This is a genomic window from Nitrospira sp. CR1.1, assembly GCA_014055465.1.
Lineage (GTDB): Bacteria > Nitrospirota > Nitrospiria > Nitrospirales > Nitrospiraceae > Nitrospira_A.
This window is the reverse complement of the sequence record WIAF01000002.1, coordinates 299,067-326,065: the sequence shown is the minus strand read 5'-3', so window position 1 is coordinate 326,065 and position 26,999 is coordinate 299,067. Positions and strand designations below refer to the sequence as shown.

The 26,999-nt window shown below is 55.7% G+C and carries 23 protein-coding genes, 1 tRNA gene and 1 pseudogene; 20 read left to right on the top strand and 5 right to left on the bottom strand.

Features of this window, described 5'->3' with window-relative positions:
• Positions 1–60: 60 nt before the first annotated feature.
• The 11 genes from shc to GDA65_06090 all read left to right on the top strand — a co-directional run bounded on the left by shc (position 61) and on the right by GDA65_06090 (position 11,696).
• Complete coding sequence (gene shc / locus GDA65_06140; GenBank protein ID MBA5862269.1) at positions 61–2,232, top strand: squalene--hopene cyclase; 2,172 nt, start codon at positions 61–63, stop codon at positions 2,230–2,232.
• A gap of 6 nt (positions 2,233–2,238) precedes the next feature.
• Positions 2,239–3,042 (top strand): hypothetical protein, encoded by an 804-nt coding sequence (locus GDA65_06135; protein ID MBA5862268.1) that lies wholly within the window; start codon positions 2,239–2,241, stop codon positions 3,040–3,042.
• A 53-nt stretch (positions 3,043–3,095) separates the two neighbouring features.
• The gene (locus GDA65_06130) at positions 3,096–3,863 is read left to right on the top strand and encodes an MlaE family lipid ABC transporter permease subunit (protein ID MBA5862267.1); all 768 of its coding nucleotides are present in this window, start codon (positions 3,096–3,098) and stop codon (positions 3,861–3,863) included.
• An 83-nt stretch (positions 3,864–3,946) separates the two neighbouring features.
• The gene (locus tag GDA65_06125) at positions 3,947–4,708 is read left to right on the top strand and encodes an ATP-binding cassette domain-containing protein (GenBank protein ID MBA5862266.1); all 762 of its coding nucleotides are present in this window, start codon (positions 3,947–3,949) and stop codon (positions 4,706–4,708) included.
• Between the two features lie 11 nt (positions 4,709–4,719).
• Positions 4,720–5,163 carry an outer membrane lipid asymmetry maintenance protein MlaD gene (gene mlaD / locus GDA65_06120; GenBank protein ID MBA5862265.1) on the top strand — a complete coding sequence of 148 codons (444 nt, stop codon included), beginning with the start codon at positions 4,720–4,722 and terminating at the stop codon, positions 5,161–5,163.
• A gap of 87 nt (positions 5,164–5,250) precedes the next feature.
• On the top strand, positions 5,251–5,865 hold the full coding sequence (locus tag GDA65_06115; protein ID MBA5862264.1) for an ABC transporter substrate-binding protein: 615 nt from the start codon (positions 5,251–5,253) through the stop codon (positions 5,863–5,865).
• A 33-nt stretch (positions 5,866–5,898) separates the two neighbouring features.
• On the top strand, positions 5,899–7,104 hold the full coding sequence (locus tag GDA65_06110; GenBank protein ID MBA5862263.1) for a BamA/TamA family outer membrane protein: 1,206 nt from the start codon (positions 5,899–5,901) through the stop codon (positions 7,102–7,104).
• 37 nt (positions 7,105–7,141) lie between these two features.
• Positions 7,142–8,140, top strand: a complete 999-nt coding sequence (locus GDA65_06105; protein ID MBA5862262.1) for a DUF3187 family protein — start codon at positions 7,142–7,144, stop codon at positions 8,138–8,140.
• 183 nt (positions 8,141–8,323) lie between these two features.
• Positions 8,324–10,267 (top strand): 1-deoxy-D-xylulose-5-phosphate synthase, encoded by a 1,944-nt coding sequence (dxs, locus tag GDA65_06100; GenBank protein ID MBA5862261.1) that lies wholly within the window; start codon positions 8,324–8,326, stop codon positions 10,265–10,267.
• A gap of 51 nt (positions 10,268–10,318) precedes the next feature.
• The gene (gene ispG / locus GDA65_06095; GenBank protein MBA5862260.1) at positions 10,319–11,518 is read left to right on the top strand and encodes a flavodoxin-dependent (E)-4-hydroxy-3-methylbut-2-enyl-diphosphate synthase; all 1,200 of its coding nucleotides are present in this window, start codon (positions 10,319–10,321) and stop codon (positions 11,516–11,518) included.
• A gap of 102 nt (positions 11,519–11,620) precedes the next feature.
• Positions 11,621–11,696: transfer RNA gene (locus tag GDA65_06090), tRNA-Cys, on the top strand.
• 161 nt (positions 11,697–11,857) lie between these two features.
• On the opposite strand, the pseudogene GDA65_06085 reads toward GDA65_06090, so the two are convergent.
• A pseudogene (locus GDA65_06085) lies at positions 11,858–12,841 on the bottom strand (tyrosine-type recombinase/integrase).
• Positions 12,822–13,538, bottom strand: a complete 717-nt coding sequence (locus GDA65_06080; GenBank protein ID MBA5862259.1) for a hypothetical protein — start codon at positions 13,536–13,538, stop codon at positions 12,822–12,824. Before GDA65_06080 ends, GDA65_06085 begins: the two are co-directional and overlap by 20 nt.
• Before the next feature lie 121 nt (positions 13,539–13,659).
• Here GDA65_06080 and GDA65_06075 point away from each other — a divergent pair, with 121 nt between their 5' ends.
• The 9 genes from GDA65_06075 (at position 13,660) to GDA65_06035 (ending at position 23,456) form a co-directional block, all read left to right on the top strand.
• Positions 13,660–13,953 carry a helix-turn-helix domain-containing protein gene (locus GDA65_06075; protein MBA5862258.1) on the top strand — a complete coding sequence of 98 codons (294 nt, stop codon included), beginning with the start codon at positions 13,660–13,662 and terminating at the stop codon, positions 13,951–13,953.
• A complete protein-coding gene (locus GDA65_06070) occupies positions 13,950–14,663 on the top strand; it encodes a hypothetical protein (protein ID MBA5862257.1) in 714 nt (237 codons plus the stop codon). The genes GDA65_06075 and GDA65_06070 overlap by 4 nt, the downstream gene beginning before the upstream one ends.
• Before the next feature lie 2 nt (positions 14,664–14,665).
• A complete protein-coding gene (locus GDA65_06065; GenBank protein MBA5862256.1) occupies positions 14,666–14,917 on the top strand; it encodes a hypothetical protein in 252 nt (83 codons plus the stop codon).
• A 170-nt stretch (positions 14,918–15,087) separates the two neighbouring features.
• Complete coding sequence (locus GDA65_06060) at positions 15,088–15,816, top strand: response regulator (GenBank protein MBA5862255.1); 729 nt, start codon at positions 15,088–15,090, stop codon at positions 15,814–15,816.
• Between the two features lie 2 nt (positions 15,817–15,818).
• Positions 15,819–17,297: a HAMP domain-containing protein gene (locus GDA65_06055; protein MBA5862254.1), complete on the top strand. Its 1,479-nt coding sequence runs from the start codon at positions 15,819–15,821 to the stop codon at positions 17,295–17,297.
• Positions 17,298–17,400: 103 nt separating this feature from the next.
• Positions 17,401–18,243, top strand: coding sequence for a chlorite dismutase (locus GDA65_06050; GenBank protein MBA5862253.1), 843 nt, complete (start codon positions 17,401–17,403; stop codon positions 18,241–18,243).
• A gap of 600 nt (positions 18,244–18,843) precedes the next feature.
• Positions 18,844–20,004, top strand: coding sequence for an AAA family ATPase (locus GDA65_06045; GenBank protein MBA5862252.1), 1,161 nt, complete (start codon positions 18,844–18,846; stop codon positions 20,002–20,004).
• The gene (locus GDA65_06040) at positions 19,964–20,704 is read left to right on the top strand and encodes a DUF4276 family protein (protein ID MBA5862251.1); all 741 of its coding nucleotides are present in this window, start codon (positions 19,964–19,966) and stop codon (positions 20,702–20,704) included. Before GDA65_06045 ends, GDA65_06040 begins: the two co-directional genes overlap by 41 nt.
• Before the next feature lie 1,042 nt (positions 20,705–21,746).
• Positions 21,747–23,456, top strand: coding sequence for a hypothetical protein (locus GDA65_06035; GenBank protein ID MBA5862250.1), 1,710 nt, complete (start codon positions 21,747–21,749; stop codon positions 23,454–23,456).
• A gap of 138 nt (positions 23,457–23,594) precedes the next feature.
• Here the strand turns inward: GDA65_06035 and GDA65_06030 are convergent, their stop codons facing one another.
• The 3 genes from GDA65_06030 to GDA65_06020 form a co-directional block, all read right to left on the bottom strand.
• Positions 23,595–23,906, bottom strand: coding sequence for a hypothetical protein (locus tag GDA65_06030; GenBank protein ID MBA5862249.1), 312 nt, complete (start codon positions 23,904–23,906; stop codon positions 23,595–23,597).
• An 82-nt stretch (positions 23,907–23,988) separates the two neighbouring features.
• On the bottom strand, positions 23,989–24,612 hold the full coding sequence (locus GDA65_06025; protein MBA5862248.1) for an outer membrane beta-barrel protein: 624 nt from the start codon (positions 24,610–24,612) through the stop codon (positions 23,989–23,991).
• A gap of 93 nt (positions 24,613–24,705) precedes the next feature.
• Positions 24,706–26,979: a hypothetical protein gene (locus tag GDA65_06020; GenBank protein MBA5862247.1), complete on the bottom strand. Its 2,274-nt coding sequence runs from the start codon at positions 26,977–26,979 to the stop codon at positions 24,706–24,708.
• Positions 26,980–26,999 lie beyond the last annotated feature (20 nt).

The window sequence follows — 26,999 nt, the reverse complement described above, 5'->3', positions numbered from 1 at the left end:
TCGATGGAACCGTCTCGACTATCGATCCCGCCGTCTCTGTCTGATTCACGGCAACAAGCTATGCGACTTCTCAAGAATCTATTCAATCGTCTGTCCGATAGTCTTCTGGTGTCGGTGCCCAGCCGGATCAGGGCGGCGCGCGATTTTGCCTCCGCTCCGGTGCTGCGCCTCGTCTCCAGCAAGCCTGACGCTCCGGCCGGTGAGAGCACCAAGCGGGCTCCTTCACATACGACAGGTCAGTTAGAAGCTCTGGAAGAGGCGATTCGGAAGAGTCAGGCCTGGTTTCTGGCCAGGCAGGATGCGGCGGAAGGCTTTTGGGTCGCCGAACTGGAAGCCGATACGACGCTGAGTTCCGAATACCTGATGTTGCGCCGGTTCATGAACTGCGTCGACCCGGAGCGTGAGCGCAAGGTCATCCGTTATCTGAAGTCCGCGCAACTCCCGTGCGGGGGCTGGCCCATTTATCATGGGGGGCCGGCGGATATCAGCGCCTCCGTGAAGGCGTACTTTGCCTTGAAGCTTTCCGGCGTTTCGGCCGCTGAACCATTCATGGTCAACGCGCGAACCTGCATCCTCGACAAGGGCGGGGTGGTGGCGGCGAACGTCTTCACAAAAATCGCCCTGGCCTTGTTCGGCCAGTACGATTGGCGCGGCGTCCCCAGCATGCCGCCGGAAATCATGCTGTTGCCGAAGCGGTTCTATTTCAGCATCTACGCGATTTCCTACTGGTCGCGCGCGGTCTTGATTCCGCTGTTGATCATTTTCGCCAAACGGCCCCAGTGCTACGTTCCACCGGAACAGGGTATCGACGAGCTGTATACGCATCCCCCGGCGGAGATCGATTACAGCACGGTACCGCCTTTCAAGAAGGACCGGACCTGGTTTACGGCCCGAAACTTTTTCATCAATCTCGATGCGCTGCTCAAAATCTACGATCGCTCGCCTGTCGAGTGGGTCCGTCAGAAAGCGCTCAAGTGCGCCGAGAACTGGATGCTCGATCATATGAAGGGGAGCGGTGGACTCGGCGCCATTTATCCCGCCATGGCCAATTCGGTGATGGCCCTGAATTGCCTGGGGTTTAAAAATGACGATCCTCTGGTCATGAAAGCGATGCGGGAGATCGAGGAACTGGAAATTCACGATACCGTGATGGAGAGCGGGCAATGCGTCGATGCGTTGCATCTGCAACCCTGCCATTCCCCGATCTGGGACACCGCCTTGCTCATCAATGCGCTGTCCGAGGCAGGTATGTCGCAGGATCATCCGGCGTTGCAAAAAGCGGCCACTTGGCTGCTATCCAAACAGACAAAGACCGTCGGCGACTGGATTATTTCGTCCCCCGGCGCAGAACCGGGCGGCTGGTACTTTCAGTTTGAGAACGAGCTGTTCCCCGACGTAGACGATTCGGCGGTGGTGCTCATGGCCTTGGCTAAAGTGCGCCTGCCCGATGAAGACCAGCAGCGGCTGGCTATTCGCCGGGGGTGCCGGTGGGTCACCGCCATGCAAGGGTCCGACGGCGGGTGGGGCGCATACGATGTCGACAATAATCGAATCGTGTTCAACTACATTCCGTTCGCCGACCATCGCGCGTTATTGGATCCCAGTACGGCCGATCTGGCCGGACGTTGTCTCGAAATGCTCGCGACCCTGGGCTATGACTGGACGCACCCGTCAGTGGCGTCGGCGCTGGCCTTTGTCAAAAACGACCAGGAGCAGGACGGCAGTTGGTATGGGCGTTGGGGCGTGAATTACATTTACGGCACCTGGTCGGTCCTGTCCGGGCTGCGCGCCATCGGCGAAGATCTCTCTTCTCCGTATATCCGCCGCGCGGTCAGTTGGATCGAATCGAAGCAAAATCCAGACGGCGGATGGGGTGAGTCCTGCCTCTCCTATGCGGATGTTGCGGAGAGTGGTTGTGGCGAAAGTACGCCGTCGCAAACCGCCTGGGCGCTGTTAGCCCTCATGGCCGGCGGAGTCACCGACTCCTTCAGCCTGGCCAGAGGTATTCATTACCTCATTCGGAATCAGCGGAAGGACGGGTCATGGGAAGAGGTACGCCATACCGGAACCGGTTTCCCTCGCGTGTTCTACCTCCGTTATCATTGGTATTGCCAATACTTCCCCCTCTGGGCGCTGGCCATGTACCGCAATCTGAAGACTCGTGGAACGACGAGGGCAGATGAATTGCGACAGTTGGCCTATCAATCAGGACAGTTCCGGTCGCCCCGCTGACCGTGGATGTTCATCGAGTCCATTTTCCCTTGTCAGCCGTCATCGGGAGCAGCTGTGACCACGATCGGTGTTTTTGTCGCCACCCGATGGGAGTTGGCCGCCGTGCGGCAGGCCTTTTCCGCGAGGGAAGTCCGGGTCGTCGGCGGAGTCCGGTGTGTGGTGGCACGCCAAGCGTCAGTCGAGTGGTGGATGATTCCTATGGGGGTCGGTCTGGAGCGGGCTGCAGCAACCGCCCGACGCGTGCTCGCGGCGCAGCGTTTGACGGCCATCTGGTCCACAGGATTTGCCTGTGCTCTGGGACCGGCCGGCATCGGGGATGTGTTGATCGGCACTGAGGCGACCCTGGAAAACAGCGCACAAGCGGGACGTCCTGTTCCGTGCGCACCCGCGATGGTCGAGTGGGTGAAGCAGGCAGTTCGCACGCAGGTTCTGCCTATGCAAAGTGGAAGGTTTGTCACGGTTCCGCGGGTGCTCTGCCTGGCGGAGGAAAAGCGGGAGATCGCCGGACGGGTTGGAGGCATCGGCCTCGACATGGAAAGCGCGGCCTTGGGGCGGGTGGCTTTGGAGCAGGGGATTCCATTTGCGATCGTGCGTACGGTGTCGGATCTCGTGGATGAGAGCCTGCCGCTTGACTTCAACCTGTTTCTCAGGCCATCTGGATGGGCAAAGGGTGTGGTTGCGTGTGTGACCCATCCAGCGAGCCTGGTCGGGCTCAATCGTCTGAGGGTACAAAGTCAGGTCGCAGGGGCGCAGTTAACGGCCTTGTATCGATCCTGTGCCGACCGGGCCCTGCGCGAAGGACTCGACTGAGCGGGAGCGACGGGAGGCCGGGTCCGGTTCGGGAGACAAAAGGAGGGCGAGGCGTGGACGGTATTGCTCGCATCGGACGGTTTACCATCGATCTGACGGAGCAGATGGGGCGGATGATGATGTTCGTTCTCTCGTCCTTTGCCTGGCTGACCCGTCCGCCGTTCAGGTTGTATCAAATCGTCAAACAACTGAATTTTATCGGCTACAAATCCACTTTCGTGGTCGTCCTCACCGCCGTCTTTACGGGCATGGTCCTGGCCCTTCAAGGCTACTACACGCTGCGGAAATTCGGATCCGAGGCGGTGCTGGGTTCAGCTGTGGCGCTCAGCATCATTCGTGAGTTAGGGCCGGTCCTCGCAGCCTTGATGGTGACGGCCCGTGCAGGGTCTGCCATGACGGCCGAGATCGGCATCATGCGGATTACCGAGCAGATTGATGCGCTGGATACCATGGCCATCAATCCGCTGCAATATCTGATCGGCCCCAAGCTCGTGGCCAGTGTGATCGCCGTGCCGCTGCTGGTGGCCCTATTCGACGTGGTCGGAATTTACGGCGGCTACGTGGTTGGTGTGCAGTTGCTGAACGGGAATGAAGGCGCCTACTGGAGTTCAATCGAGTCGGCGGTGGAGTGGAAGGATGTGTATGGCGGCATTCTGAAATCCATCAGCTTTGGGCTGTTGATCAGTTGGGTCTGTTGTTATAAGGGCTTTCACACCAAGCACAGCGCAGAAGGTCTCGGAACTGCGACCACCGAAGCCGTGGTGCTGTCCGCAGTGCTGATCCTGGTGTGGGATTATTTCCTGACGTCGGTGTTGTTATAGAGCTGTCAGTCATCAGCCTTCAGCATTCAGCGTTAGAATGCGAACTGATTCCTGAAAGCTGATCGTATCTTTGCTGGATTCACATGATTAAGCTCGTCGGTGTCGAAAAAACGTTGGGGAAACAGGCCGTGCTGCGCGGCGTGGACCTGGCCATTCCCACAGGAAAACTGACGACCATCATCGGGCGCAGCGGCGAAGGCAAAAGTGTGCTGCTGAAGCACATCATCGGCCTGATGCAGCCGGACCGCGGCGAAGTCTGGATCGACGGGACGGACATTGCCCGCCTGAAAGGACAAGCTCTGAACGAGGTCCGTAAGAAGTTCGCGATGCTCTTTCAGGGGGCGGCCCTGTTCGACTCCATGACGGTGTTTGAAAATGTCGCCTTTCCGCTGCGGGAGAAACTGCGCCTGAAAGGCGACGTCGTGACCAGGCGGGTCGAGGAAAAGCTGGAGCAGGTGGGGCTGAAGGGCATGGGGCATAAATTCCCCGCGGAGCTGAGCGGCGGTATGCGCAAACGCGCCGGATTGGCTCGCGCACTGGTGATGGAGCCGGAGATCATTTTGTTCGATGAGCCGACGACGGGACTCGATCCCTTGATGGCGAAGGCCATTCACGACCTCATCGTGGCGATGCAGCAGCAATTCCGGTTCACGGCCGTGATGGTCAGTCATGAGATTCCTGAAATTTTTGGAATTTCCGATTACGTGGCGATGCTCAAGAACGGCCGGATTGCCGAGATGGCTCCTTCGAGCGAGTTTGTGAACACGACCGATGAAGAGATTCGCGAGTTTATTTTTGTCGGAGGCACGGTCGCGCCCAAAGCGTTGTCGACCGGGGGTCGCTGATAGGAGACGTTATGGAGCGTGCAAAACTGGAATTGATGGTCGGGATTTTCGTGCTCGTCGGGATTGCCTGCCTGGGGTATCTGTCTATCAAGCTGGGCAAGCTGGAAGTCATCGGCGGACACAATTACCCGGTCGAGGCGGAGTTTACATCGGCCTCGGGGCTCAAGCCTGGGGCATCGGTGGAAATTGCCGGGGTTGAGGTCGGCCGGGTCCGCACCATCGGCCTCACCAGCGATCGGGCACTGGTGGCGCTGGCGATTCAGGATGGCGTGAAGCTGTATTCGGACACGATTGCCTCCATCAAAACCCGCGGAATTATCGGGGATAAGTATCTCGCGCTGTCCGTGGGCGGGGGCGGTGATCTATTGAAGCCCGGCGACAAAATCCGTGACACCGAATCAGGGCTTGATCTGGAGGAACTGGTTAGCCAGTATGTACATGGTAAGGTCAACTAGTCTCATCGGCTCATGCGTCGGAGGACGGCAATAGGCAAACGGGACCGGTTGGGCGAGGAGATCCTCACTCACAGGAGAGGTGTTGAAATGCGTGTAAGGCGATGGATGGTCGTGGGTGTCTTCGCGGCGCTGCAACTGTTCATGGGCGGGTTGTCGTCTGCCATGGCCGGTCCGGCGACCGAATCGATCAGGGGGACTATCGATGAGGTGCTCAAGATCTTGAGCGATAAGGAATTGAAGGCCCCTGCCCGGCATGAAGACCGACGGCAGCGCTTGGAAAAAGCTGTGGCTGCGCGATTCGACTATTCGGAAATGTCGCGGCGATCGTTGGGTGCACAGTGGAATCAATTGTCGGACAAGGAGAAGCAGGAGTTCGTCGACCTGTTCCAGACCCTGTTGACCAATACCTATGCTGATCGGGTGGAGACCTATTCCGGCGAGGGTGTGCAATACCTCAATGAACGCACGGAAAAAGAATATGCGGAAGTGCGCACCAAGGTCTTGTCCGGCAAAACAGAAATTCCCATGGACTATCGGTTGCTGAATAGAAGTAACGATTGGCATGTGTACGACGTCGTGGTCGATGGCGTCAGTCTGGTGAACAATTACCGCGGGCAATTTACGAAGATCCTTCACACCTCCTCGTATTCCAACCTCGTTGATCAGCTCCGCAAGAAATCCGACAAGATCAAAGCTCCGTAGCGTCAAGAGAGAGCGACCGTTCCGGCGAGCGCCATGCAGCGACATTATTTTTCGTCGATCCGTATTCTCCTGGCGCTGGCCGGACTCCTTTTCGCGGGTTCTCCGTCCCCGGCAGGGGCTGACACGCAAATTTTTCCGGTTCCGTCGGTCTCTACCAGCAAGAACGATGGGAACGACGTCGGCTTGATTGCCCCGATTTTGATTTCCGATCCAGACGGCGAATTGAAGTACCTCATGGCGCCGATGCTGATTCAGAACTCGATCGTCGGCAGCCGCGCGGTGTTCAATCTCTTCAAGTACGATCTGGGCGGCCGACAAATGAAGCTGATCGCCTCGCTGACCGAGAAGATCGAGCGCAAGGTGCTGTTCGACTATGTCGATCCGGCCTTCGGAAACGGGCAGTATTTTCTGAACTTCGGCGGGACCTTCTTCAAAAACGCGACCTCGCGGTTCTTCGGCTTGGGGCAGTCGACCGTACAGGCGGATGAATCGAATTACACGGCCAGAGAAGCGCGTGCCTACTGGCGGCTTGGCCTCTATGCGAACGAGGTGACGCAAGTTTCGGTCGGGCAGCGGGTCCGGCAGGTGCAACTCCAGCGGGGCGCCACGGACCTTCCCTTCTCGGTCGAGCAATTCCCCACCGTGGACGGTATTCAAGGCGAGTCCATCATTGTCGGGCATCGGGCCTCATTTTATTACGATACCCGTGACAGCCTGATCACGCCCACTGACGGCATGTCCGTCATGGCCTACGCCGAGCTGAATCAAAATGTGAAAAACGGCGACCATCCCGTGTATTCGCGTTACGAAATCGAAGTGAAAAAGTTATTTCCCAGCGAATCCAAGCGTGCCATCCTCGTTGTCCGGGCCGATCTGCAGGCCACGATTGGCTCGCAAGTGCCGTTCTTTGAACAGTCGTCGCTGGGCGGCCAGAACAATCTGCGCGGGTTCGGGATGGATCGCTATATCGACAAACATTTGATCGCCTTCAGTATCGAGGAGCGGATTCATATCTTGCGCACGAAGCTGGCCGGGGTGACCGCGGATTTCGAACTGGCTCCGTTTCTGGATACGGGCCAGGTGTTCAACTCATTTAAGGATGTGAGCTTTCAAGATTACCGAATGACGCCGGGCGTGGGCTTTCGAGCGATTGTCCGTCCGAACGTTGTTGGCCGTCTGGATTACGGATATAGCCGCGAAGGCGGGGCGATTTTCGCCGGGTTGGATTTTCCCTATTAATCGCCTCAACGCCTGAGTGAACGGCCGGGTATGACTCATGCGGCAGATCGTCTATTTGTGTTGCCTCCTCGCGCTTTCGTGCAGCCTGCCGCTCCCGGCTGGCGCGGAAGGGTTTGGTCCCTTTCCCGTCAGAAACTTCCAGGCACTGGATCAATTGGTGCTGGCGATGCCCGGCGAGCGGGCGGCCGTGCTGCGCAAGGGCGATTTCGACATCCGTCTCGAAGCGGCCAATACCGCCTCGATCGCCCGTGACCAGAGCGAGCAGGCCGACGTGACCATGAAGTTTGAGACCGTCCGGGCCGGGTTGTTCTTGCGGTATGGTCTGACCGACCGGCTGGAAATCGGGGCGGAAGTGCCGGGCTATCACCGGTATCGCGGGTTCATGGAGGAGCCGATCCTCGGGGTAGAGCGGGGGACGACCGGGATTTCTCCGGCCCGCAAAGCACTGAGGGAAACGGCCTACGCCTTCAATGTGACCAACGGCGGCCGGACCCTGTTTCAGGGCGCCAAGGGCGCAACGGGGCTGGGCGATATTTCGTTCTACGGGAAATATCAACTGCTGAAAGAAACCTCGACGCTTCCGGCCCTGTCGTTTCGCGTGGGGGTCAAAGCTCCGACCGGAGATACGGAACAGATCTTCGGCAGCGGACATCCGGATGCGGGCATCGGTCTCGCGCTGGATAAGACCTTCGCGACCGGGTGGATCGTCTATGCCAACTTAAACGGGGTGTTTCCTACAGGACAGATCGCCGGGCTCGCCCTTCAGCCGGTCATCAGCGGGTTGGTGGCCGTGGAATATCTCTGGACGGACAATTTTTCCATCACCGCGCAGTTCGATTACTACTCACCGCCTTTTCACGGCACCGGAACCAGGGTGCTGGACAAGGGTGTGACCGAATCGGTGATCGGCGTCAGTTATCGGATTCTGCCCGGTCTGCTCTGGCAGGTGTACGGAGTCGAAAATTTGGATTTCATCACCGGGAGTGCGGCTGATTTTACCCTCTCAACCGTCTTCACCTACCGGTTCCGGTCGTAACGACATGGGCGGATAGCAGTGGAGAGGGAACAGAATCTTGACACAGGCGTTTCCATATGTGAGGATGAGGCGATTTGTACGAAACTTCTTTCGCTGCTTCGCCACGACCTTCTCAAGACGATTGTTTTCCACGAATATGAATACCTGCGTCCAATTGTCATGCTTTGACAAGGAGATTGTGCAATGTCTCTGCTAAAAAATATCCACAGTCCCGCTGATTTGAAGCGTCTGTCCCCTGAACAGTTTCCGGAACTATGCCAGGAGATTCGTGAGCAAATCCTCGCGGTGGTTTCGAATGTGGGGGGGCATCTGGCCTCCAATCTGGGTGTCGTGGAGTTGACGGTCGCATTGCAATATCTTCTGGATACGCCCAAAGATAAAATCGTCTGGGACACCAGCAATCAGGCCTATACCCACAAGCTCCTCACCGGACGCCGGGAACAGTTCCATACGTTACGGCAATACGGCGGGTTGAGCGGGTTCTGCAAGCGCGAAGAAAGTGCGTACGATACCTTCAATGCCGGACATGCCGGCACCGGCGTCTCAGCCGCCTTCGGAATGGTGGAAGCGCGGGAGCAACGGGGCGAGAAACACAAGGTGGTCTGCGTCGTCGGCGACGGAGCGATGACGGCGGGCATGACTCTGGAAGGGTTGCACCACGCGGGCGGGACGAATAAGGATTTCATCGTCGTCTTGAACGACAATCAAATGTCGATTTCCCGAAACGTCGGAGCCATTTCCGCCTACCTGAACCGGACGTTCACTGGCGAATTCTACGCCCGGATGCGTGAAGAAACCGGCCAGCTTCTGCGGAAGATTCCCCACATTGGCGCCGAAATGCAAAAGATCGCCCGCCGGGCCGAGGAGTTGGCCAAGGGCGCAATTTTGCCAGGACTGTTATTCGAGGAATTAGGCTTTCAGTACGCCGGGCCGATCGACGGACACAATTTCGAGCACCTGCTGCCGACATTGGAAAACGTGCTGAAAATGAAGGGCCCGGTCCTGCTGCACGTGATCACGAAAAAAGGCTTGGGGTATCAGGCGGCGATGGATAACCCCGTCTGGTTCCATGCCTGCCCGCCGTTTGTGCGTGAAACGGGCGTGCCGGCGAAGAAAGCCGTGCGCCCCAGTTACACCAGTATGGCCGTGGATGCCTTGATCAAGGTTGCCCATCAAGACAAGCGCGTGGTCGCCATTACTGCCGCGATGTGTGAGGGCACCGGTCTGAATGCGTTTGAAAAAGAGTTTCCGGATCGGATTTATGACGTGGGTATCGCGGAGCAGCATGCGGTGACCTTCGCGGCCGGTATGGCGGCGCAGGGCATGAAGCCGGTGGTGGCCCTGTACTCCACCTTCTTGCAACGGGCCTACGACCAGGTGGTGCACGATGTGGCCACTCAGAACCTGCCGGTCACCTTCTGCATCGATCGGGGCGGACTCGTGGCCGAAGACGGCACCACTCACCATGGCGCGTTCGATTTTGCGTTCCTGCGCCATGTGCCGAACATGGTCGTGGCCGCGCCCAAGGACGAAAACGAATTGCAGCATATGATCAAGACTTGCGTGAGTTTTGATGGCCCCGCTTCCGTGCGGTACGCGCGGGGCGTGAGCCTCGGGGTGCCGATGGATCCTGAGCCCACTGCATTGCCGATCGGCAAGGGTGAATTGTTGCGGGAGGGGACGGATGTAGCGATCGTGGCGATCGGCGTCACTGTCTGGCCGGCCATGAAGGCTGCCGAACGGTTGGCCCAGGACGGTATTTCCGCCGCCGTGGTCAACGCCCGATTCGCCAAGCCGCTGGATACCGAACTCATCCTCAACACGGCGAAGAATGTGCGTTGCCTAGTCACGGTGGAAGAAGGCTGCAAGATGGGCGGATTCGGTTCCGCCGTCTTGGAAACCTTGTCTGATGCCGGACTGATGTTGCGCACCAAGGTGCTCGGGTTGCCAGATTGGTACATCGAGCAAGGGCCGCAAGATCTGTTGCGCGAACGGTACGGCCTGACAGCCGACGGCATCTACAACAGCGTGAAGACGCTATTCGGCGCCGGCGTGGTGGCGGACGATGCCGCTCGCTTGGCCTCGCTTGTCGGCAGCTTGCCGCACGGCGATGAGCAGGGCAGCTAAGGTCGATCACCCGAGGCAGATCGAAGGTCAACGCGACAGGTCGAAACACTGATGCATATCACCAGGAAAAAAACGCGGCAGATTCAGGCGGGATCGGTCAAGATCGGCGGCGATGCGCCGATTTCGGTCCAGTCGATGTGTTCCACCGATACGCGTGACGTGAAGGCGACGGTGGAGCAGATCCAGCAGTTGGAAACCGCCGGCTGCGAACTCATTCGCGTGGCCGTGCCGGACGATGAGGCGGCGGCGGCGCTGCCGAAGATCAAGGCGGCAATGACGGTGCCGTTGATTGCCGACATTCACTTCGATCACCGTCTGGCGCTCAAGGCGGCCGAAGTCGTTGATTGCGTTCGTATCAATCCCGGCAACATCGGGGCCTGGTGGAAAGTGCAGGAAGTGATCAAGGCCGTCAATGAGCGGGGCATTCCTTTGCGCGTGGGCGTGAACGGCGGCTCGCTTGAGCGTCCTTTACTGGATAAGTACGGGTGGCCTTCGCCGGAGGCCCTGTCCGAATCAGCCTTAAACGCCGTGCATGCGCTCGAAGACGAAGGCTTCACCAACATGAAGGTGTCGCTCAAGGCATCAGACGTCCATCACGCGATTGATGCCTACTATCTGTTCTCCACCCAGTCCAACTACCCGCTGCATATCGGCATTACTGAAGCCGGCACCGCCATGACCGGCGCGGTCAAATCCGCGATCGGCCTCGGTTGGTTGCTCTCGCAGGGCATCGGCGACACGCTGCGCGTCTCGCTTGCCGCCGATCCGGTGGAAGAGGTCAAAGTCGGCTTCGAAATCCTGAAGTCGCTGGAGTTGCGGCATCGCGGCATCAATGTCATTGCCTGTCCGACCTGCGGCCGGGTCGAAATCGATGTGGTGCGGATGGCCAACGAGTTGGAAAAGAAATTGGGCCATATCAAGACCCCATTGAATGTCTCCGTCCTGGGTTGCGTCGTCAACGGTATCGGTGAAGGGAAAGAGGCCGACATCGGCATCGCGGGCGGCGAAGGCAAGGGCATTCTCTTCAAGAAGGGCAAGCTGATGCGCAAGGTGCCCATGGACGAACTTATGGATACGCTCATCTACGAAGTCGAGCAACTGGCCAAGGAAAAAGAAGCCGAAGCGTCCGGCGTCACGCACAACGGGTTGTCGGATGGGCAAGCGGAAGCGGGCTGGGAATTGATGGGCCACACGCCGGATGAGCAGTCCACCATCGTTCGTGACATTCCCGTGCTCCCAAGCAAGCCGTAATCAACTGCATAAGACCATCGGCTGTGTTGTTCGAAGATTCCTCCATTTCGCCGCTCTTCGCGGTTGAGTTCCAGAACCTCCCCCTTCTATAATCCGACCCGTGGCGCCGTACCCAAGTGGCTAAGGGAGCAGTCTGCAAAACTGCGATGCGGCGGTTCGAACCCGCCCGGCGCCTCCAACCATTCCTGTAAATATCTCAGAGGGTTCGGTGATTCTGACCGGACCCTGTTCAACCCGCTGATTATCGCTACTCCCGGTTTTACTCCCGGTTCCACTCGCACTTTTCGCGGCAATTGCCCCCAAACTCGCTCGATTCACTGCTGTGCGTAAATGAGCCGGGGAGAGATGCGCATAGCGCATGGTCATGGTGATCGTGGAATGGCCCATCAATTCCTGGACGGTCCGGATATCGACTCCTGCCATCACAGCCCGAGACGCGAAGGTATGCCGGAGGGTGTGCCAGGTCACTCCTTCGATTTTTGCTCGTTTCAAGGCAGGTTCATAGATCTTCACCACAAAGTTTCGCCCCTGCATCGGTTGTGCGGAGGTGAGGGGACTCGGGAAAAGAAAGGGGCTGTGCATCCAGGAGGTGAGACCCTTGACGATGTCCAGCGCGGCATCCGTCAGAATGACGTGGCGGGTCTTGCCTGACTTACTCAATGGAATGGTCAAGATGCCCTGTTCCGTGTTCAGGCAGTCCCAGCGGGAATGAAACTGCTCGGTCAGGCGTAGGCCTGTTTCGAGTGCAAAGGCCACAATCAACCAGTGCTCCGGAGGCAAGGTATCCCGGAGGCTGGAGATTTCCTTATCACTCAGGAAGCGAAGCCGCCCACCAGGCTCGGAAAAGAACTTCACGCCTTTGATGGGATTGGCGGAAAGCAGACCATCGGCAATCGCCAAGTTCAGGATACGTCGTAGGGCTCCAAAGTAGCGATTAATCGTTCGGGCGGTGCGTGTGCCCTTGTGCTTCATTTTGGCTTGGATATGCCGTAAGTCGTCGGCGGTAATCTCGGTCAAAAGCTTCCGCCCTAGGAGCTTCGACCAGAACTTTCCATAGCGATGCACATTCCGAAGACCTGGCGAGGTCACTCCTTCCAGATACCGCGCAATCCATGCTCGGAGGGTCAACTCTTTGGAAACGGCATACTTCTCGGGAAAATAGCGATTCTCGCGCGCCTCGGACCGCAACCGACCGTACAGCGTCTTGGCTTGGCTCTTGGAGTCCGCCCGGAACCATTTCTCCCGGCCATTCACATACAGGCGAACCCACCAACCGCCTTGTTTAAACACCACTCCACGGTCTTTACCGTTTCGCCTTGCCATCGGACCCTCCCTTTCGCCCTTTTCTGGCCGAATCGGCCTTCGTGCTAGTCGTATCTCCAGAGGCTTTTTGTTTCTTCGGTAGATGTTTCTCTCGCCATTTCCGAGTGGCCACTCGTGTCTGGCACCGAGGACCGCAGTAGGTTTGATCAAATCGAATGGCGAGGTAAATCCGTTGGCATTCTGGACAACGCCGAATTCGCCCGGAATAGTCGACCAATAAATGGGCGAACCGATATTCAAACTCCTTCACTTTTCGCTTTGTGGCAACAAACACACTCCCTTTGCGTTCATGGTCCGCGCCCGGCAACGTGACAATGATCGTGAATTGGGGAAACGTGAAGGCAGCCACTGCCTTTTTCCATAAGTTCTCTAAGCTGCGGAGGACCATGGTCTGAATCTCTTTGGCCTCTGCGCGGCTTGGAATAGTGCCACGAAACTTCTCTCCTGGGATAGATTGGACGCTCCATCCTCCTTCCGTCGCGATTTCTTCCCCATGGCGATTCGCGACGTCATCCACAAAGCTGGCTACCTCGAAAGCCAGAACCATCCATTCACTTGGCGTGAGCGCTTCTAGGTCGGTCTGGACAAACTTCAAGAGCCAGCCGACTTCGCCGTCTGCTGTGGTGAGAATCCGCTCTCTGGCCTTCTTCATCTCGCCGTAGAACTGCTCAAAGATTGCGGCTCGGTCTATGTTCATCTGACCTCTCCTTCTGTAGCTGGCTTCGGCAGCTTCATTACTCCATCCCATTTCATACGAAAAAACTGGAGGTGAACGAGCCACTTTCGGACTGAAAACTCTTGGGAAGTGTACCTCGTCAATGGTAATGCGTGTCAAGACACGTTATGCATCACGTATACAAGGCATAACACTAATGATTCGCTCATTACCAAGGAGGTGCCCGATGGTCCCGAGTACAAAATTGATCACCATTCGAGAAGCGGCCGAACGCTTAGGACTCAAAGAAAGCACGATCAGGAAATACATCCTGAAACGGCAGATTGCCTATGTGAAGCCGTCCGTGCGTGCCGTGCGGATTCCCATTGAGGAATTGGAACGGATTCTCGCTGCCGGCCTGAGGCCGGCCATTCCTCAAGCGGAGGCTGCCCGATGAGCCGCTGGAAGGAGTTCCGGCGGGAGCCCGTCGCCGGGGAATGGACGAGGAAACAGAAACGAGGCTACCACCGGGTGCGGTCGCTCTTGTGGTTCTGGGAGTGCCACCAGTTCCAAGTCCTCTGGGTGACGCTCTCCACGGCAGAAGGCGGGGATGCGGAAAAGCTGACCTATCACCACAAGCAGCTGCGCCAGCGGATTGAACGCCAGCTGGGATTTCAGGGGTTGGAGTATTACCAGGTCCGGACGGAAGAGGGGCATGGCGTGCTTCATATCTTCTGGGCCTGGCGGGTGCCGGATGGGGAACGTGCCCGAAGGTTCTGGGTCTCCCAGGAATGGCTCTCGTCCCAGTGGCAAGCTCTCCACGGGGCTCCGGTGGTCTGGATCAAGGCCTATCAGCCGAGTCATCGGTCCCGCAATCGACTCAGCCGGTACGTCATCAGCCAATATGTCCAGGATCAATGCGGCTACGTGAATATGTGCTGGTCCTGGAAGCGCTCCCTCGGGTTCCCAATTAGCCGACTGTGGGAAGAGATGCGGCACCAATGGTCCACCCGGAACGCCTATCGCCGGATCAGAGGCGAGATTGAGATCCCGCGGATCGTGTTCATCAAGACCTGGGAGGATCTGCTCTCGGGCCATCCCATTTGGTTCAGCGGCACGATTTTGCAACTGGTGCTTGGGAAGGGACTCGTCTATCAGGAGGTGTGAGGATGATCTGGCATCGATGTGATCTGAAGCTGCCGAGTCTGTTCGGTCCAGCCTGTTGCGGACGGGAAGCGACCACCTATGACCGGGCGCGCAAAGCTTGGCTCTGTCCTGAGCATACGAAGGAACGGCTGTGTGAGTTCTGCCAATTTGAACGGTCGTGGGTGCGGTTTTATTATAGGGAGCATGACGTCACATGCGAAATCTGGCTCTGTATCGACTGTGCGGGGCTGACCACTCGTAGTCTCGCTTCTTAAAATTCTCGGCTACCGACACATGGAATATTCGCGCGATTAAACCAGGCCTTGGCATTGAAAGCGGACATTTCCTCAGCATGCCCGGCTTTCTTCAGTTCGGTCTATAAACTATGGCTGTGATGAATTTGTGACGGACGCTATGCTAAAGGCATTCCTGCTGCCTCGAATATATGGTTTTCATGGCTAAACAAATTCTTGTCGTAGAAGACGACTTAGATATTGGTCGGCTCTTGGAGATGCACCTGACCGACACCGCATATGCCGTAGAGATCGCCAAAACCGGAGAGGATGGCCTTCAATGTGTGCTCTCGAAGAGATATGACCTTATTATTCTTGACGTGATGCTGCCTGGCATCGACGGGTTAGAGATATGTCGGCAGCTTCGATCGCTCCCCACCTATACACCCATCCTCATGTTGACTGCGAAATCCTCAGAAATAGACAGGGTCCTTGGGCTGGAAGTTGGTGCTGACGACTATGTTACTAAACCATTTAGTGTTCGAGAACTGCTCGCACGTGTAAAGGCCCTCTTCCGCCGTTCTGAAGCATTTAGAGATAAGACGCAGGACGTTCAGAAAACTATCCGCGCAAAGGGCCTCTTCATCGATGTTGAAAAACGGAAGGTCACAGTGAGAGGCAGCTTGAGGGATCTCACGGCCAAAGAGTTCGATTTGCTCCTGCAGTTTGCATCCCATCCAGGCAGAGTTTATACGCGCAGTCAGCTTCTCGATTCGGTCTGGGGCTACGGTCACGACGGCTATGAACACACGGTAAATTCCCATATCAACAGATTGCGCGCCAAGATTGAAAAGGATTCGGCCAAGCCCGACTTTATTCTGACTGTGTGGGGCGTCGGATACAAATTCTGTGAACTAGAAGGATCCGGCTTAAAGGACTGACCATGTCGCGGTCACTTTACGGCAAACTCGCCCTTGTGTTGCTCTTCCTGTTTTGTGCGGTTGGGGTTCTATACACCCTCCTAATGGTCTTCACGACGCGCATGTATCAGCAAGAAGTGAATCAGAAGCTGAACCGTGCTCTGGCCAGAAACATTGTTACTGACCAGTTACTAAGCAGCCAAGGAGAGGTGAGTCCGTACGCTCTGAAAGAACTGTTTCACCTACTTATGGTTATCAATCCGAGCATTGAGATGTACTTGCTTGATGAGAATGGGGGCATAGTCAACTTCTCCGCTCCCACTGAGAAGGTCAAGCGCTCGGCTGTCTCGTTAGAACCAATACATCGTTTTCTCACCGAGGCGGACGCATTTCCTATTCTTGGTGACGATCCCCGTGATGCGACTCGACAGAAGGTCTTTTCTGTTTCAGCCATACCCTTACACGGACAACCAACAGGATATCTGTACATTGTTCTTGGCGGAGAGGAGTATGACTCCGTCGCCGATATGCTGAATCGGAGCTATATCTTCCGGCTGAGTCTCTGGGCAGCACTTACCGGCTTACTGTTCGCTCTTTTGGGCGGCCTCTTTCTATTCAACATGCTCACCAGAAGGCTAACCAAACTAGCATCGACGATGGAAACGTTCGCAAAGAGCGATTTTTCAGAGGCGCTCGTGCTGCATCCTCAGGATTTTATTCCTGAGCGGAATAGTGATGAAATTGATCGGCTCCGGTCCACATTCAATGGGATGGTAGAACGAATTCTTCAGCAAGTGGCCACTTTGAAGCAGACGGACATCCTTCGGCGTGAGTTGGTGGCCAATGTGTCCCATGATTTGCGTACCCCCCTGGCATCCTTGCATGGGTATCTGGAAACGTTACTGATGAAAGAAGGGACGCTTACACGAGAGGAATACCGGACGTTTCTCGACGTTGCCCTCAAGCAAAGCCAACGGCTTAGGGAGCTTGTGGGGGAACTCTTTGAATTGGCTCGCTTAGATTCGCGTGAAGCTCGCATTCAATGCGAACAATTTTCGTTAGCCGAGCTTGTCCAGGATGTGTGTCAAAAGTTTCAACTCACCGTCGCAAATAGGGGGATAGCCTTAAAGAGCAGTTTTACAGATGATCTGCCATTTGTGGAGGCTGATATCGGCCTCATCGAGCGGGCGCTAGAAAACATAATCAATAATGCTACTCGCTATACACCGAGCGGAGGGACCATTGCGATTTCGTTAAGCCACGAATCCGGCTCGGTTATGATACGAATTTCTGATACTGGCTGTGGTATCGCTGATCACGACTTGCCTTATATTTTTGATCGTTTTTATAGGGCGAATCGACAAAATCAGCCTGGAGGAGCTGGGCTCGGGCTGGCCATTACTAAGCGAATTCTAGAGCTACATGGAAGTACAATTCGAGCGGAGAGTACACCAAACATCGGAACCATCATCAGCTTTGAACTGCCCACCGTGCACTTCTAGTCTCTATTGTTCTCGACCGTTACGGGCCGCTCGCCACATCAGGCGTGATAAAAATGTGACAATTTCGTGAGATCGATGTAAAGGGGCAGGGCTATGCTTGACCATGCATTGGGTTGTACCAGCCCTTTTAACCGAAAAGGAGAACGGACTTATGAAGAGAATCAGGCAGATTTCGATGGTTGCGCTTCTATTATGCTTCCTTCCCATGTTGTCTGTAGTGAGTGAGGCGGCCATGGATCACGACAAGCTCTTAAAGGATCCTGGTGTCTACGCAACGTTTGCTGTGTTCAAGATGGGGGAGCACTGGTGGCAGATGGATCATGAAGCGCGTGTCAAGGCGGCCTCCGAAATGAAAAAGGTGTTCGAAAAGCACGCCGATAAGTTAATAGTCGATACGCATTTGCTTCGTGGTCTGTCTGAGAGAGCTGATGTACTTGTCAGGATTCACTCGAAAGAGATGGTTCATAATCAGAACTTCTTGTTAGACCTCATGGGGACCACTATGGGGATGGATATGAAAAATACTGACACCTTCAATGGCATCACCAAAACCCTAAATTATGTCCCTAGCTTCCCAGAAGAACTGAAGGGGGAGTTGAAGACACCGCCACCTCAGGGCAGCCCATACGTTATAGTGGTTCCTATACGCAAGGACGCAGAATGGTGGATTTCTGGACAAGACACCCGAACAGGCCTGATGAAGGAACACACGGATGCGACGGTCGCATACTTGAAGACGGTGAAACGGAAGCTCTATCACTCCAGCGGGTTGGATGATTGGGATTTTATTACCTACTTTGAAACATCCAAGCTGGATGATTTCAACAATCTTGTGACTGGATTGCTCAAGGTCAAGGAGAACCGTCATAATAGGCGTTTCGGTGATCCTCTCCTGTTGGGGACCATTCGACCATTGGATGAAATCCTCGATATTCTCAGTCGCTAGTCTATTCGCTCGCGCGTTCCAGAACACGGTGACCACCTGGGAACAGGTGGTCACTTCTATGCTGGTACTCACAAATCTTTACTTCTAATACTTAGTTATAGGCTCTATATGGCCCCACCCTGTCACCACCTGTTGGCTTCTCAGGGGGTGAGAGGGAGGAAATGCAGGGTTATTTTCAAGTGGTGACGGCGATGCGTCAGCTTGGCCGCTATTCTGTTGGATCGTTGCTTACAAAGACAGAGCAGACAAGAGGAATACTGAAACTATGAGGAGATTAGGAACGCAAAGACTCCGCCCAACGAGGCCGCCCGGCCGTTCCGGACCACTGGACCGGACGGCCGGGGGGGATCGGGGGCGCAGCCCCCGCTTCACTTGATCTATATGGTCAAAGTAGGACGAAACTCATTCTGTGCATTGGTGACATATCAGCTCTCAGCTTTGTCGAGGGTTTAGGTGTGCGCAACCCTAGTCTATGATAGGCATTCAGTCGGAAAGGTAGTAGAATTCTCCGGCACTCAATCTTCCCCAGGAAAACGCCAGTCTTTAGGATAAACCCAAGAGTAGAGCGTTCAACTCTCACTGCAAGGCAGGCTTACCACTATGAAGCTTAAATCTCTGCGTTACTCCCAGCATGAGGGGAGGCCAAACACCTGGAGGGTTAATGGTCTCACCTTTGACGAGATAAATTTATTAGTAGGAAAGAACGCTAGTGGAAAGACTAGAACTCTTAACGTGATCAATGGCCTAGCCGGTCTTCTATCTCAAGATAGCCCACTAAAATATATTTCGGGTGATTACGAGGTTGTTTTCGAAGATGGCCATAAATTATTGACCTATTCACTGAAATATTCAGACCAAATTGTGACAAGTGAGGAATTTGCTATTGACGGGAAAAAGTTTCTAGAACGAGGGGCCGAGGGTATAGGTAAAATTTATGCTGTAAAAGAAAATAAGTGGATTGAGTTTCAGACTCCTCCCAATCGGTTAGCTTCCGCGGCTCGAAGGGATTCAATTCAACATCCGTATTTTGAGAGTCTGTTTCAGTGGGGGAATGACTTGAGATTTTTTGCCTTTGGAACATCCATGGGGAAGGATCACTTAGCGCTGATCGTGAAGGAAGGAGCCCCAATCAGTTTCAACCCCAAGGATCCCAATCAGGTAGCAGGAGTCTATAGGAGAGGGTATACGAAACTTGGCCAGCCATTTAAACAAAACATTATTAAAGACATGGCGACCGTTGGTTACGAGATCGAGGACGTTGGGTTGGCGCCACCACTATCTATTCAGGTAGCTCCGGAAATACAAATCCAGGGGGAGATGGTGGCATTGTACGTAAAGGAGCGAACTCTCCTACCAATGATTTATCAGCACGAAATGTCCCAAGGTATGTTTAGGGTTCTGTCTATGATCATTCATCTGAATTATGCAGTTATGGATAGCCGCCCAAGTTGTATTCTCGTGGATGATATTGGGGAAGGATTGGATTTCGATAGATCCTGCCAGCTAATTAAATTGTTGATTGAAAAGGCTACCCACACTTCCGTTCAACTCATTATGGCGACAAATGACCGTTTTATAATGAATGCAGTGCCTTTAGAGTCTTGGTCGCTTCTACGTCGAGAAGGGGGGGATTGCAGAGTCTATAATTATCGAAACTCAAAGAAAATATTTGATGATTTTAAGTTCACCGGGCTGAACAATTTTGATTTTCTTGCTGTAGATTTTGTCGGTGAGGCTGGCGAGGCGAACGCAAGTGACTAAGATTGCGATATTCGTCGAAGGGCAAACCGAACAACTCTTCGCCGAACGTTTGATTGAAGAAATAGCAGGGCGGAAGAGGGTGACCATTACCAAGCGGCGTGCTGTCGGAGGCGGACAATCCGGCGCTCGTAAAATTACTACCCTTGAGACTTCAAATGGGGTGAATAATCGTTATTTCGCGGTGCTCGTGGATTGCGGTGCAGATAATCGCGTCAAATCTGACATTCGAGACAATTACGACAAACTGGTAGACGCTGGCTTCGGTTTCATAATTGGGATCCGAGATGTCTACCCGGATTTTTCACATAGCGAAATACCAAAACTTAGGAGTGGCCTCAATTATAAGCTGAAGACAGTACCGGTACAGGTCTTGTTTGTCCTGGGGATAATGGAGATCGAAGCATGGTTTATGTCTGAATACACGCATTTCGAAAGATTGAATGCCGAACTGACTATTCCTAGGATTAGAACGCAGTTTGGTTTCGATCCTAGTCACGACAATCTGGAATTGCGGGACCGACCAGCCGAGGATCTTAAGCGGATATACAGTCTAGCAAATATCTCGTATGATAAGAAAAAAGCAAACACCTCTCTTACCCTTAACACTTTGAGTTATGAGACGCTCTACCTCACCCTTCCAGCGCGGATTCCAGACCTCAAAGCTTTGATTGAGCATGTCGATCAGTTTCTCAGCGAATGAACATCGTATACATCCGGAGCATCGTTAGACGTTAAGCGTTGACGATACGTTGTAATGCAAATTGAGGCGCCAAAGGGATACGGTCCTAGTCTATATAAACAGGTACAAACCCTGATCCCGGTTTTACTCCCGGTTCCACTCCCGATTTTGCTCCCGGTTCGGAGTCCTAGTCAGTCTCAGTAGGGCGCAGTCAAAATGCCATAAGTCATTGATCTGCTTGATTGTTTGTATCTACCACTCTCTGTTGGTCTTCGTCCGTCATAGAGCGCTCGGGCAAGCTGCAAAACTGCGATGCGGCGGTTCGAACCCGCCCGGCGCCTCCAAACCCTGCGTGATTCGACTGTGCGCCTGTCGCGTGTGTCCGGTTACGAAGGCGAGCGGATAAACCCCGCCAGTAAGTTTGCTTGCCTGCTCGCCCCGAAGCCTATCGAACTGTTCGTTGCTACGGGATAGCCTCCTCCTTCTCGGCGCCATCAGCACATTGTGTCACGCCAACATGACGCGGGGAGCAGCCGGCGTTGAACCCGGTTACGTGTCCCTCGACCTGACTCCAGAAGCGACTGCTACAACAGGCTCCAGGCGCATGTTTTCATGCAATGATTCCCGAGCTCGCTCGAGCCGATGCGGTTCGTGTAGTCAGGACTCCTTCAGGCTGCAGGTAGCCTGGTCCGCAAGGATTCTCAGCTGGCTAACGGTTCGACAAAGAACCATACGGCCTCAATCGGAAAATGGTTAGAATACCTGACTTGGCTCACTACTCAGAGGTGAGAATGGTCCGCTGAGACAAATGCAGGCGTCTAGTTTGGTATAGATACATGTGTCGAGAATCTTCACTTCCTGCTCATCATCTGTGGCAGCATGCCGGGAGTTAGAAGGTGGTGACGTGTATGAGCCGAAAGGATCCGCATCACGGGATGAGTTCGGTTCAAGACATTCCGTTTGAATCGGATTGTATGGATAGCCCCTTCGGCCAGATATCCAAAATGTTTATGCCCGCTCCTTGCTAGGTGGCAGAAGCCGATCCCCTTGTCTAAGAGGATGCATGACCCCGGATCCCATTTTCTTTCGAGATCTCGCCTATGTGTTCATCGCCGCGGTCGTCGGCGGGACCTCCGCCTATCTGCTTCGTCAACCGTTGATTCTGGGGTATGTCTTCGGCGGCATTTTGATCAGCCCCTTGACGCCGGGTCCCTCCATTTCGGACGTCCATAGTTTCGAATTGTTCGCTGAAATCGGCGTGATCCTCCTAATGTTCTCCATCGGCATTGAATTTTCCTTGAACGATTTGTTGCGAGTCCGGTGGGTTGCCCTACTGGGAGGCCCGATGGGCATCGTCCTCTCCATATTGCTCGGGGTCGGTGCGGGCCATATGGTGGGGTGGACTTTCATCCAAAGCGTGGTGATCGGCGCAGTCGTGTCGGTGGCGAGCACGATGGTCCTGGCCCGCTTGCTGCTGGACAGCGGAGACCTGCGTGCCAAGCATGGCCGGGTGATGATCGGGATCACGCTGGTGGAAGACCTAGCCGTGGTGGCGCTTACCGTGCTGCTTCCGGCGCTCGGGGCTCTGGAACCTGGCCGCTTCGTCGCCATTGGAAAAGCGTTATGGCTGGCGGCCCTGATTCTGGTTCCCTTCTCGTACCTCGCTGCGAAAGCGATTCCTCCGCTGTTGACACGCATTGCGAAGACACAGAATGCCGAACTCTTTCTGCTGGTCTCGCTGTCCCTGGGCATCGGAACGGCGGCAGTGACGCAAATGGCGGGATTGTCCCTCGCCCTTGGCGCGTTCCTGGCCGGGCTGATCATTAGCGGTTCGGAATATGGGCACGAAATGCTCGCCCGGCTCCTGTCGCTACGTGATGCGTTCGTCGCCCTCTTTTTTGTGACGATCGGCATTCTGATCGATCCGCGCGTCGTCTGGGCCAATTTGCCCTTGCTGGGCGTCATGCTGGGATTGATTATGGCGGGGAAATTTATCATTTGGACGCTCGTCGTACGGTTCTTCCGCTATGCATGGGGAACGGCACTGCTGGTGGGCGTCGGTCTCACGCAAATAGGAGAATTTTCTTATGTGTTGGTGCAGGTCGCCAAAACGGCCGGCCATGTGGGCGAGGATGTGTACAATGCCATTCTCGCCGCGTCGCTTCTGAGCATTCTTCTCAACGCCCCACTCGTCCGGTATGCGCCGAGGTGGATCGCGGCATTGCATTTGCGAATGGGACGCGCTTTCGTGCCGGTCCAAGGAGGAGTCCAGGATGAGCAAGCAGGGCATGTGGTGGTCTGCGGATTCGATCGCGTGGGCAGTACGGTGGGGTTAGCCCTCGATCATTTTGAGATTCCCTACACCGTGATAGAGCGCGACCCGGATCTTGTGCGACAGTTGCGCCGTCGCGGCATTTCGTGCGTGTACGGGGATGCCTCGCAAACCGAACTGTTGAAAGCCGCCGGTGCTCAGCGCGCAGCGCTGGCGATTGTTGCCCTTCCTGTGATTCACGAGGCATCACTCACCCTGCGGCGACTCCGCGGCTTGAATGAACACATACCCGTGCTTGTCCGGGCGCATGGATTTAAGGAGGCAGAAGACCTGAAGGGCGTGGGTGCGACGGAAATCATTCTGCCGGAAGTCGAGGGAGCGCACACCTTGATCCGGCATGCATTTCAGGCCTTGAAGGTCCCGAAATCCAGCATTCTCACGTATCTGAAATCGTGCCGGGAATTCAGACCGTCTAGCGCAGGAACAGACGTGCAGAGCTAACAAGAGGCCTTTCGCAGAGCATCAGGGTAGCAAGAGAAAATTAGGATGCAGCGCAGAAATAGCTGAAGCGAACGCCGTTCCATCCCCACTGGGTTCCGCGCGATAACGTAATTCCCGATCACCAGCGCATCGACGCCACTATTGAGACACGCCGCGGGCGCCTGCTCCGGCGTGCAGGCAACAGGTTCCTGAATGTTGGAAGGCCGTGTTGAGCAGATATACAGAGAGCGGTTCAAATCGGTCGAGCAGGTTCCAGTAGCGTGGATGATCGGCTCGACGCACGGTGTGTAGTCTGGCTGATCCATCGATGCGGGTGACGGTGGGAATCCTGTCGCGTTGGTCGGCGAGAACGGAGCGCGTTCCGCACGCGCGTGGCCCGCATTCCCTGGCGATCAGAAACCATCCTGGCAGCGATCCGGCGCTGAGCGCCTCAACCGCCGGGTGGAGCAACCTGCCTTGCCGGTCATCGGTTGGCTTTTAGTCCGCTGTGCCAGGGGCCGATGCGAGGGGATCCTATCTCGGCTGGCGACCGTTAGCGGCCGAAGTGGTAGGCGATGCCGAACATAAAGAGGTTCGCGCGGTAGTCAGCGGTGACATTGCTGCGGTCGAACTTGAATTGGGCGAAGTTGTATTTGTACTCAATAAAGGGGGCAATCGACTCGGTCATGTAGTAGCGGATGCCGGCGAGGACATTGAAGCTCGGCGCGAACGAGGCCTCAGGCCTGAAAGTCCCATTGGAAATATTGCCCACATTGAGGCCGATTCCAAGACCCGCATAGGGCTCCACTTTGTACTGATACCCGGTGACCCGGACCAGTGCATTGAAGGCCAGCGAGTGCACCTGAAGATCAGCCCCCGGGATTGGCCCCGATAGCCGTGGATTGCTGGAGGTTGGCAGGGACTGTTGTTTGATGCCGGGCGTGGATCGATACATGTCCACCTCCAGGCCGAACCAATTGTACCCACGGTCATTGAAGTAGTGGCCGATCTTGCCTCCATAGAACAGATCTTTCTGGAGCGAGACCTTTCCGGCATCCGTGGTATCAAAACTAGGAGCGTTCATGCCGATCCCCGCGGCCACATAATTTTCGGCTTGGATAACAGTGGGAATGCACGGCAGGACTAGAAACAGAAGACCGATCGACCAACGGCGCATGCGCCCTCCTCATACAGACAACAGACGGCCTTTAGAGCACTTACGGTGCTACTCTAACGGGCTTGGCGCGGGGTGGCAAGCGAGAAGTGTATCTCAGAATTGACCGCATGAAGACTCGCTCCGGTGCAATAGCGTGGGGCGCTGACAGAATCCGCGCCAAGGCGACTGATCCCAGGACCAGTTCAGCAGCGCGTATTCGGTATGGGTGAGATGCCGTTCGATTGTGCGCCCGAATCCGCCGAGTCGTAAGGAAAAACCGGCGGGCAGGATGAAATCTTTGAATAGGCCGAATTCGGTGAAGTCGCCCGCGTAGTAGGCCGGGTCGCCTCGCTCCGTGACAAAATGTTCCCCCCGCCAAATGGTGACATAGGGGCGCCAACCATCGAGATTCACCCCGGCGGTGAGTTGATAGCCACGGCCCCGCACGATTGGTGAACCGCTTTGCGTGGGTTCGTTCTGGCTGGTCAGATAGAGCGCCAGCACATCGATTTCTCGCAGCCAGGACAATTGCGGCCAGTATTGCCTGGGCTGAACGGTGAATTGAGGGCCGAATGCCGTGAGAAAATTGTTGCCGGCCGGGCGATCGCGGGGTAGTCCAGATCCGAAGAATGTGCGCGCCTCGGAATATTGTGCGCCACCGGAATGGGTCCAATACACCTGGCCGTTCAAGGCGAAGGGGCCCGCCGCCACTCGGCCGGCATAACCCACATCAAACCGTTCTGCCTTCTGAAACGTTTCGATCTGGTTCCAGTTGATAAAGAGATCCTGTTGGTACTGTTCTCGATCGACCAGTAGTTGGAAGCCCTGCTCGATCGGGCGGGTCAAGAGCATCGCGTCATTGAAGAGCGCATCCACGAACGGGTGGTTGCGGTGCAGCGTGCCGGCCACCAAGCGGACAGCCGGAACCATTTCGTATTGCGCGGAGAGAATCGGTTGCACCGTGTGAAACCGTTGGGTCTCGCCCACCGGCAGACCGGCAAACAGGCCGGCATCGAGTGTCAGCTGAGGGCTTGCCCGGTATTGAAGCACCGGCGAGAGATATTGCCCGGCAAACGTCTGGGTTGAAACCGGGACCCCGTTGATCTGGCGAATGCCGGAATAAGCAATACTGTAAACATAGGTCAACGTGTCCAGCTTGGCAGTGAATTGGCGTCCCGCCGGCGCGTCCTGCCGATCCCCGAACGGCCGGGACAGCGAGGCCCACACATCACCGATCAGGTCTGCGTGGTTCGTATCCCAATTCCAGTTGAAGACCAGATATTCCTGGTTCACCCATTTAAAGGTGTCTCGATTCTGGTAATTCACGCCGTCTTCCGTGAAGAAGGCTCTGATACGCCGTGCCTGCGCCCCGAATTCGATGGACGCGCGATCCCCCAGCCTGATCGTTTTTGCGAGGCCAATTTCCGGAAAGCTGCTCGTCCTGTATTCCGGATCTCCCTGTTGACTGAGGAAATTCCGGCCCTTCCAGAAGGCAAGGTAAGGGCGCCATCCGGCCAGGTCAAGCCAGGCGTGGAGTTCATAGCCTCGCCCACGGGTAGCTTCAACGCCGGCGTCCGTTTGGTTGTAGCTCGTGAGATAGGTGAAGCGGACTCCGAGCTGATTCCACCAGGGGAGGGATGGGAAATAGCGGGAGGGTTCCATGACCAACTCAGGGCCGGCGGCGACAACGAGGTTGTCGCCTGCCTGGAACGACCGGTCGAGTTTGAACAACGCTTGCCCGTTGCGCACCCAGTGGGTTTGTCCGTTGAGATGCAGGGGGCCAAACTTCAGTTGTCCGGCATACCCGACGTCGAAACGGTTGGTCGCGGAGCCTCGAAAGGCCTGTTCCCAGTTGATAAACAGGTCTTGCCGATAGAACTCGGAATCCACTAGCATTTGAGCCCCTTGCTCGATGGGGCGCAAGAAACGGTTGCCGTTGTCGAACACCGCGTCGTGGAAGTCCCGATGAGGGGTGCGAAGCGTGCCGGCGACAGCCGTAATCTGCTCGACCGGTTGATAGGTCAGGCGGACGATGGGCCGGATCTGGGAGAGCTCCGTGTCATGGCCGAACGGCATGTTCGCGAAGAGGCCCAACTCGGCTTCCAGACCGGGAAGCAGCTGCCGGTAGAGGGTTGCGTTGACGAGGTTGCCGATCAACGTCGTGTCGCGCCCCAATCCGTTGGTAAAGGTATTGTCTTCCAGGCCCTGCTTCTCCAGATTGAGCAGGAAAGTTGTCGTGGAGAAGCGCATATCGAGGAGATGGGAGACATCGGACGTGCCGAGCTCTTCCGCTACAAGCGGGCTGTAGAATGCCGACAGGACCAGAGCGAGGAGCAGGGCTACTCGGGTCGAACCGTGGCCGAAAGAATTGGCAAGCAAATGCTTCACGCGTGGGGGCTGATGATATG

Bases quoted from the DNA above. Each gene is read 5' to 3' on its own strand.
- GDA65_06055 (MBA5862254.1), top strand. From the start codon at position 15,819: ATGTCGCGGTCACTTTACGGCAAACTCGCCCTTGTGTTGCTCTTCCTG.
- dxs (MBA5862261.1), top strand. From the start codon at position 8,324: ATGTCTCTGCTAAAAAATATCCACAGTCCCGCTGATTTGAAGCGTCTG.
- GDA65_06050 (MBA5862253.1), top strand. From the start codon at position 17,401: ATGCATTGGGTTGTACCAGCCCTTTTAACCGAAAAGGAGAACGGACTT.
- GDA65_06060 (MBA5862255.1), top strand. From the start codon at position 15,088: ATGGTTTTCATGGCTAAACAAATTCTTGTCGTAGAAGACGACTTAGAT.
- GDA65_06110 (MBA5862263.1), top strand. From the start codon at position 5,899: ATGCAGCGACATTATTTTTCGTCGATCCGTATTCTCCTGGCGCTGGCC.
- GDA65_06070 (MBA5862257.1), top strand. From the start codon at position 13,950: ATGAGCCGCTGGAAGGAGTTCCGGCGGGAGCCCGTCGCCGGGGAATGG.
- GDA65_06075 (MBA5862258.1), top strand. From the start codon at position 13,660: ATGGTAATGCGTGTCAAGACACGTTATGCATCACGTATACAAGGCATA.
- GDA65_06045 (MBA5862252.1), top strand. From the start codon at position 18,844: ATGAAGCTTAAATCTCTGCGTTACTCCCAGCATGAGGGGAGGCCAAAC.
- GDA65_06080 (MBA5862259.1), bottom strand. From the start codon at position 13,538: ATGAACATAGACCGAGCCGCAATCTTTGAGCAGTTCTACGGCGAGATG.
- GDA65_06035 (MBA5862250.1), top strand. From the start codon at position 21,747: ATGACCCCGGATCCCATTTTCTTTCGAGATCTCGCCTATGTGTTCATC.
- GDA65_06065 (MBA5862256.1), top strand. From the start codon at position 14,666: ATGATCTGGCATCGATGTGATCTGAAGCTGCCGAGTCTGTTCGGTCCA.
- ispG (MBA5862260.1), top strand. From the start codon at position 10,319: ATGCATATCACCAGGAAAAAAACGCGGCAGATTCAGGCGGGATCGGTC.
- GDA65_06115 (MBA5862264.1), top strand. From the start codon at position 5,251: ATGCGTGTAAGGCGATGGATGGTCGTGGGTGTCTTCGCGGCGCTGCAA.
- shc (MBA5862269.1), top strand. From the start codon at position 61: ATGCGACTTCTCAAGAATCTATTCAATCGTCTGTCCGATAGTCTTCTG.
- GDA65_06125 (MBA5862266.1), top strand. From the start codon at position 3,947: ATGATTAAGCTCGTCGGTGTCGAAAAAACGTTGGGGAAACAGGCCGTG.
- GDA65_06025 (MBA5862248.1), bottom strand. From the start codon at position 24,612: ATGCGCCGTTGGTCGATCGGTCTTCTGTTTCTAGTCCTGCCGTGCATT.
- mlaD (MBA5862265.1), top strand. From the start codon at position 4,720: ATGGAGCGTGCAAAACTGGAATTGATGGTCGGGATTTTCGTGCTCGTC.
- GDA65_06135 (MBA5862268.1), top strand. From the start codon at position 2,239: ATGTTCATCGAGTCCATTTTCCCTTGTCAGCCGTCATCGGGAGCAGCT.
- GDA65_06105 (MBA5862262.1), top strand. From the start codon at position 7,142: ATGCGGCAGATCGTCTATTTGTGTTGCCTCCTCGCGCTTTCGTGCAGC.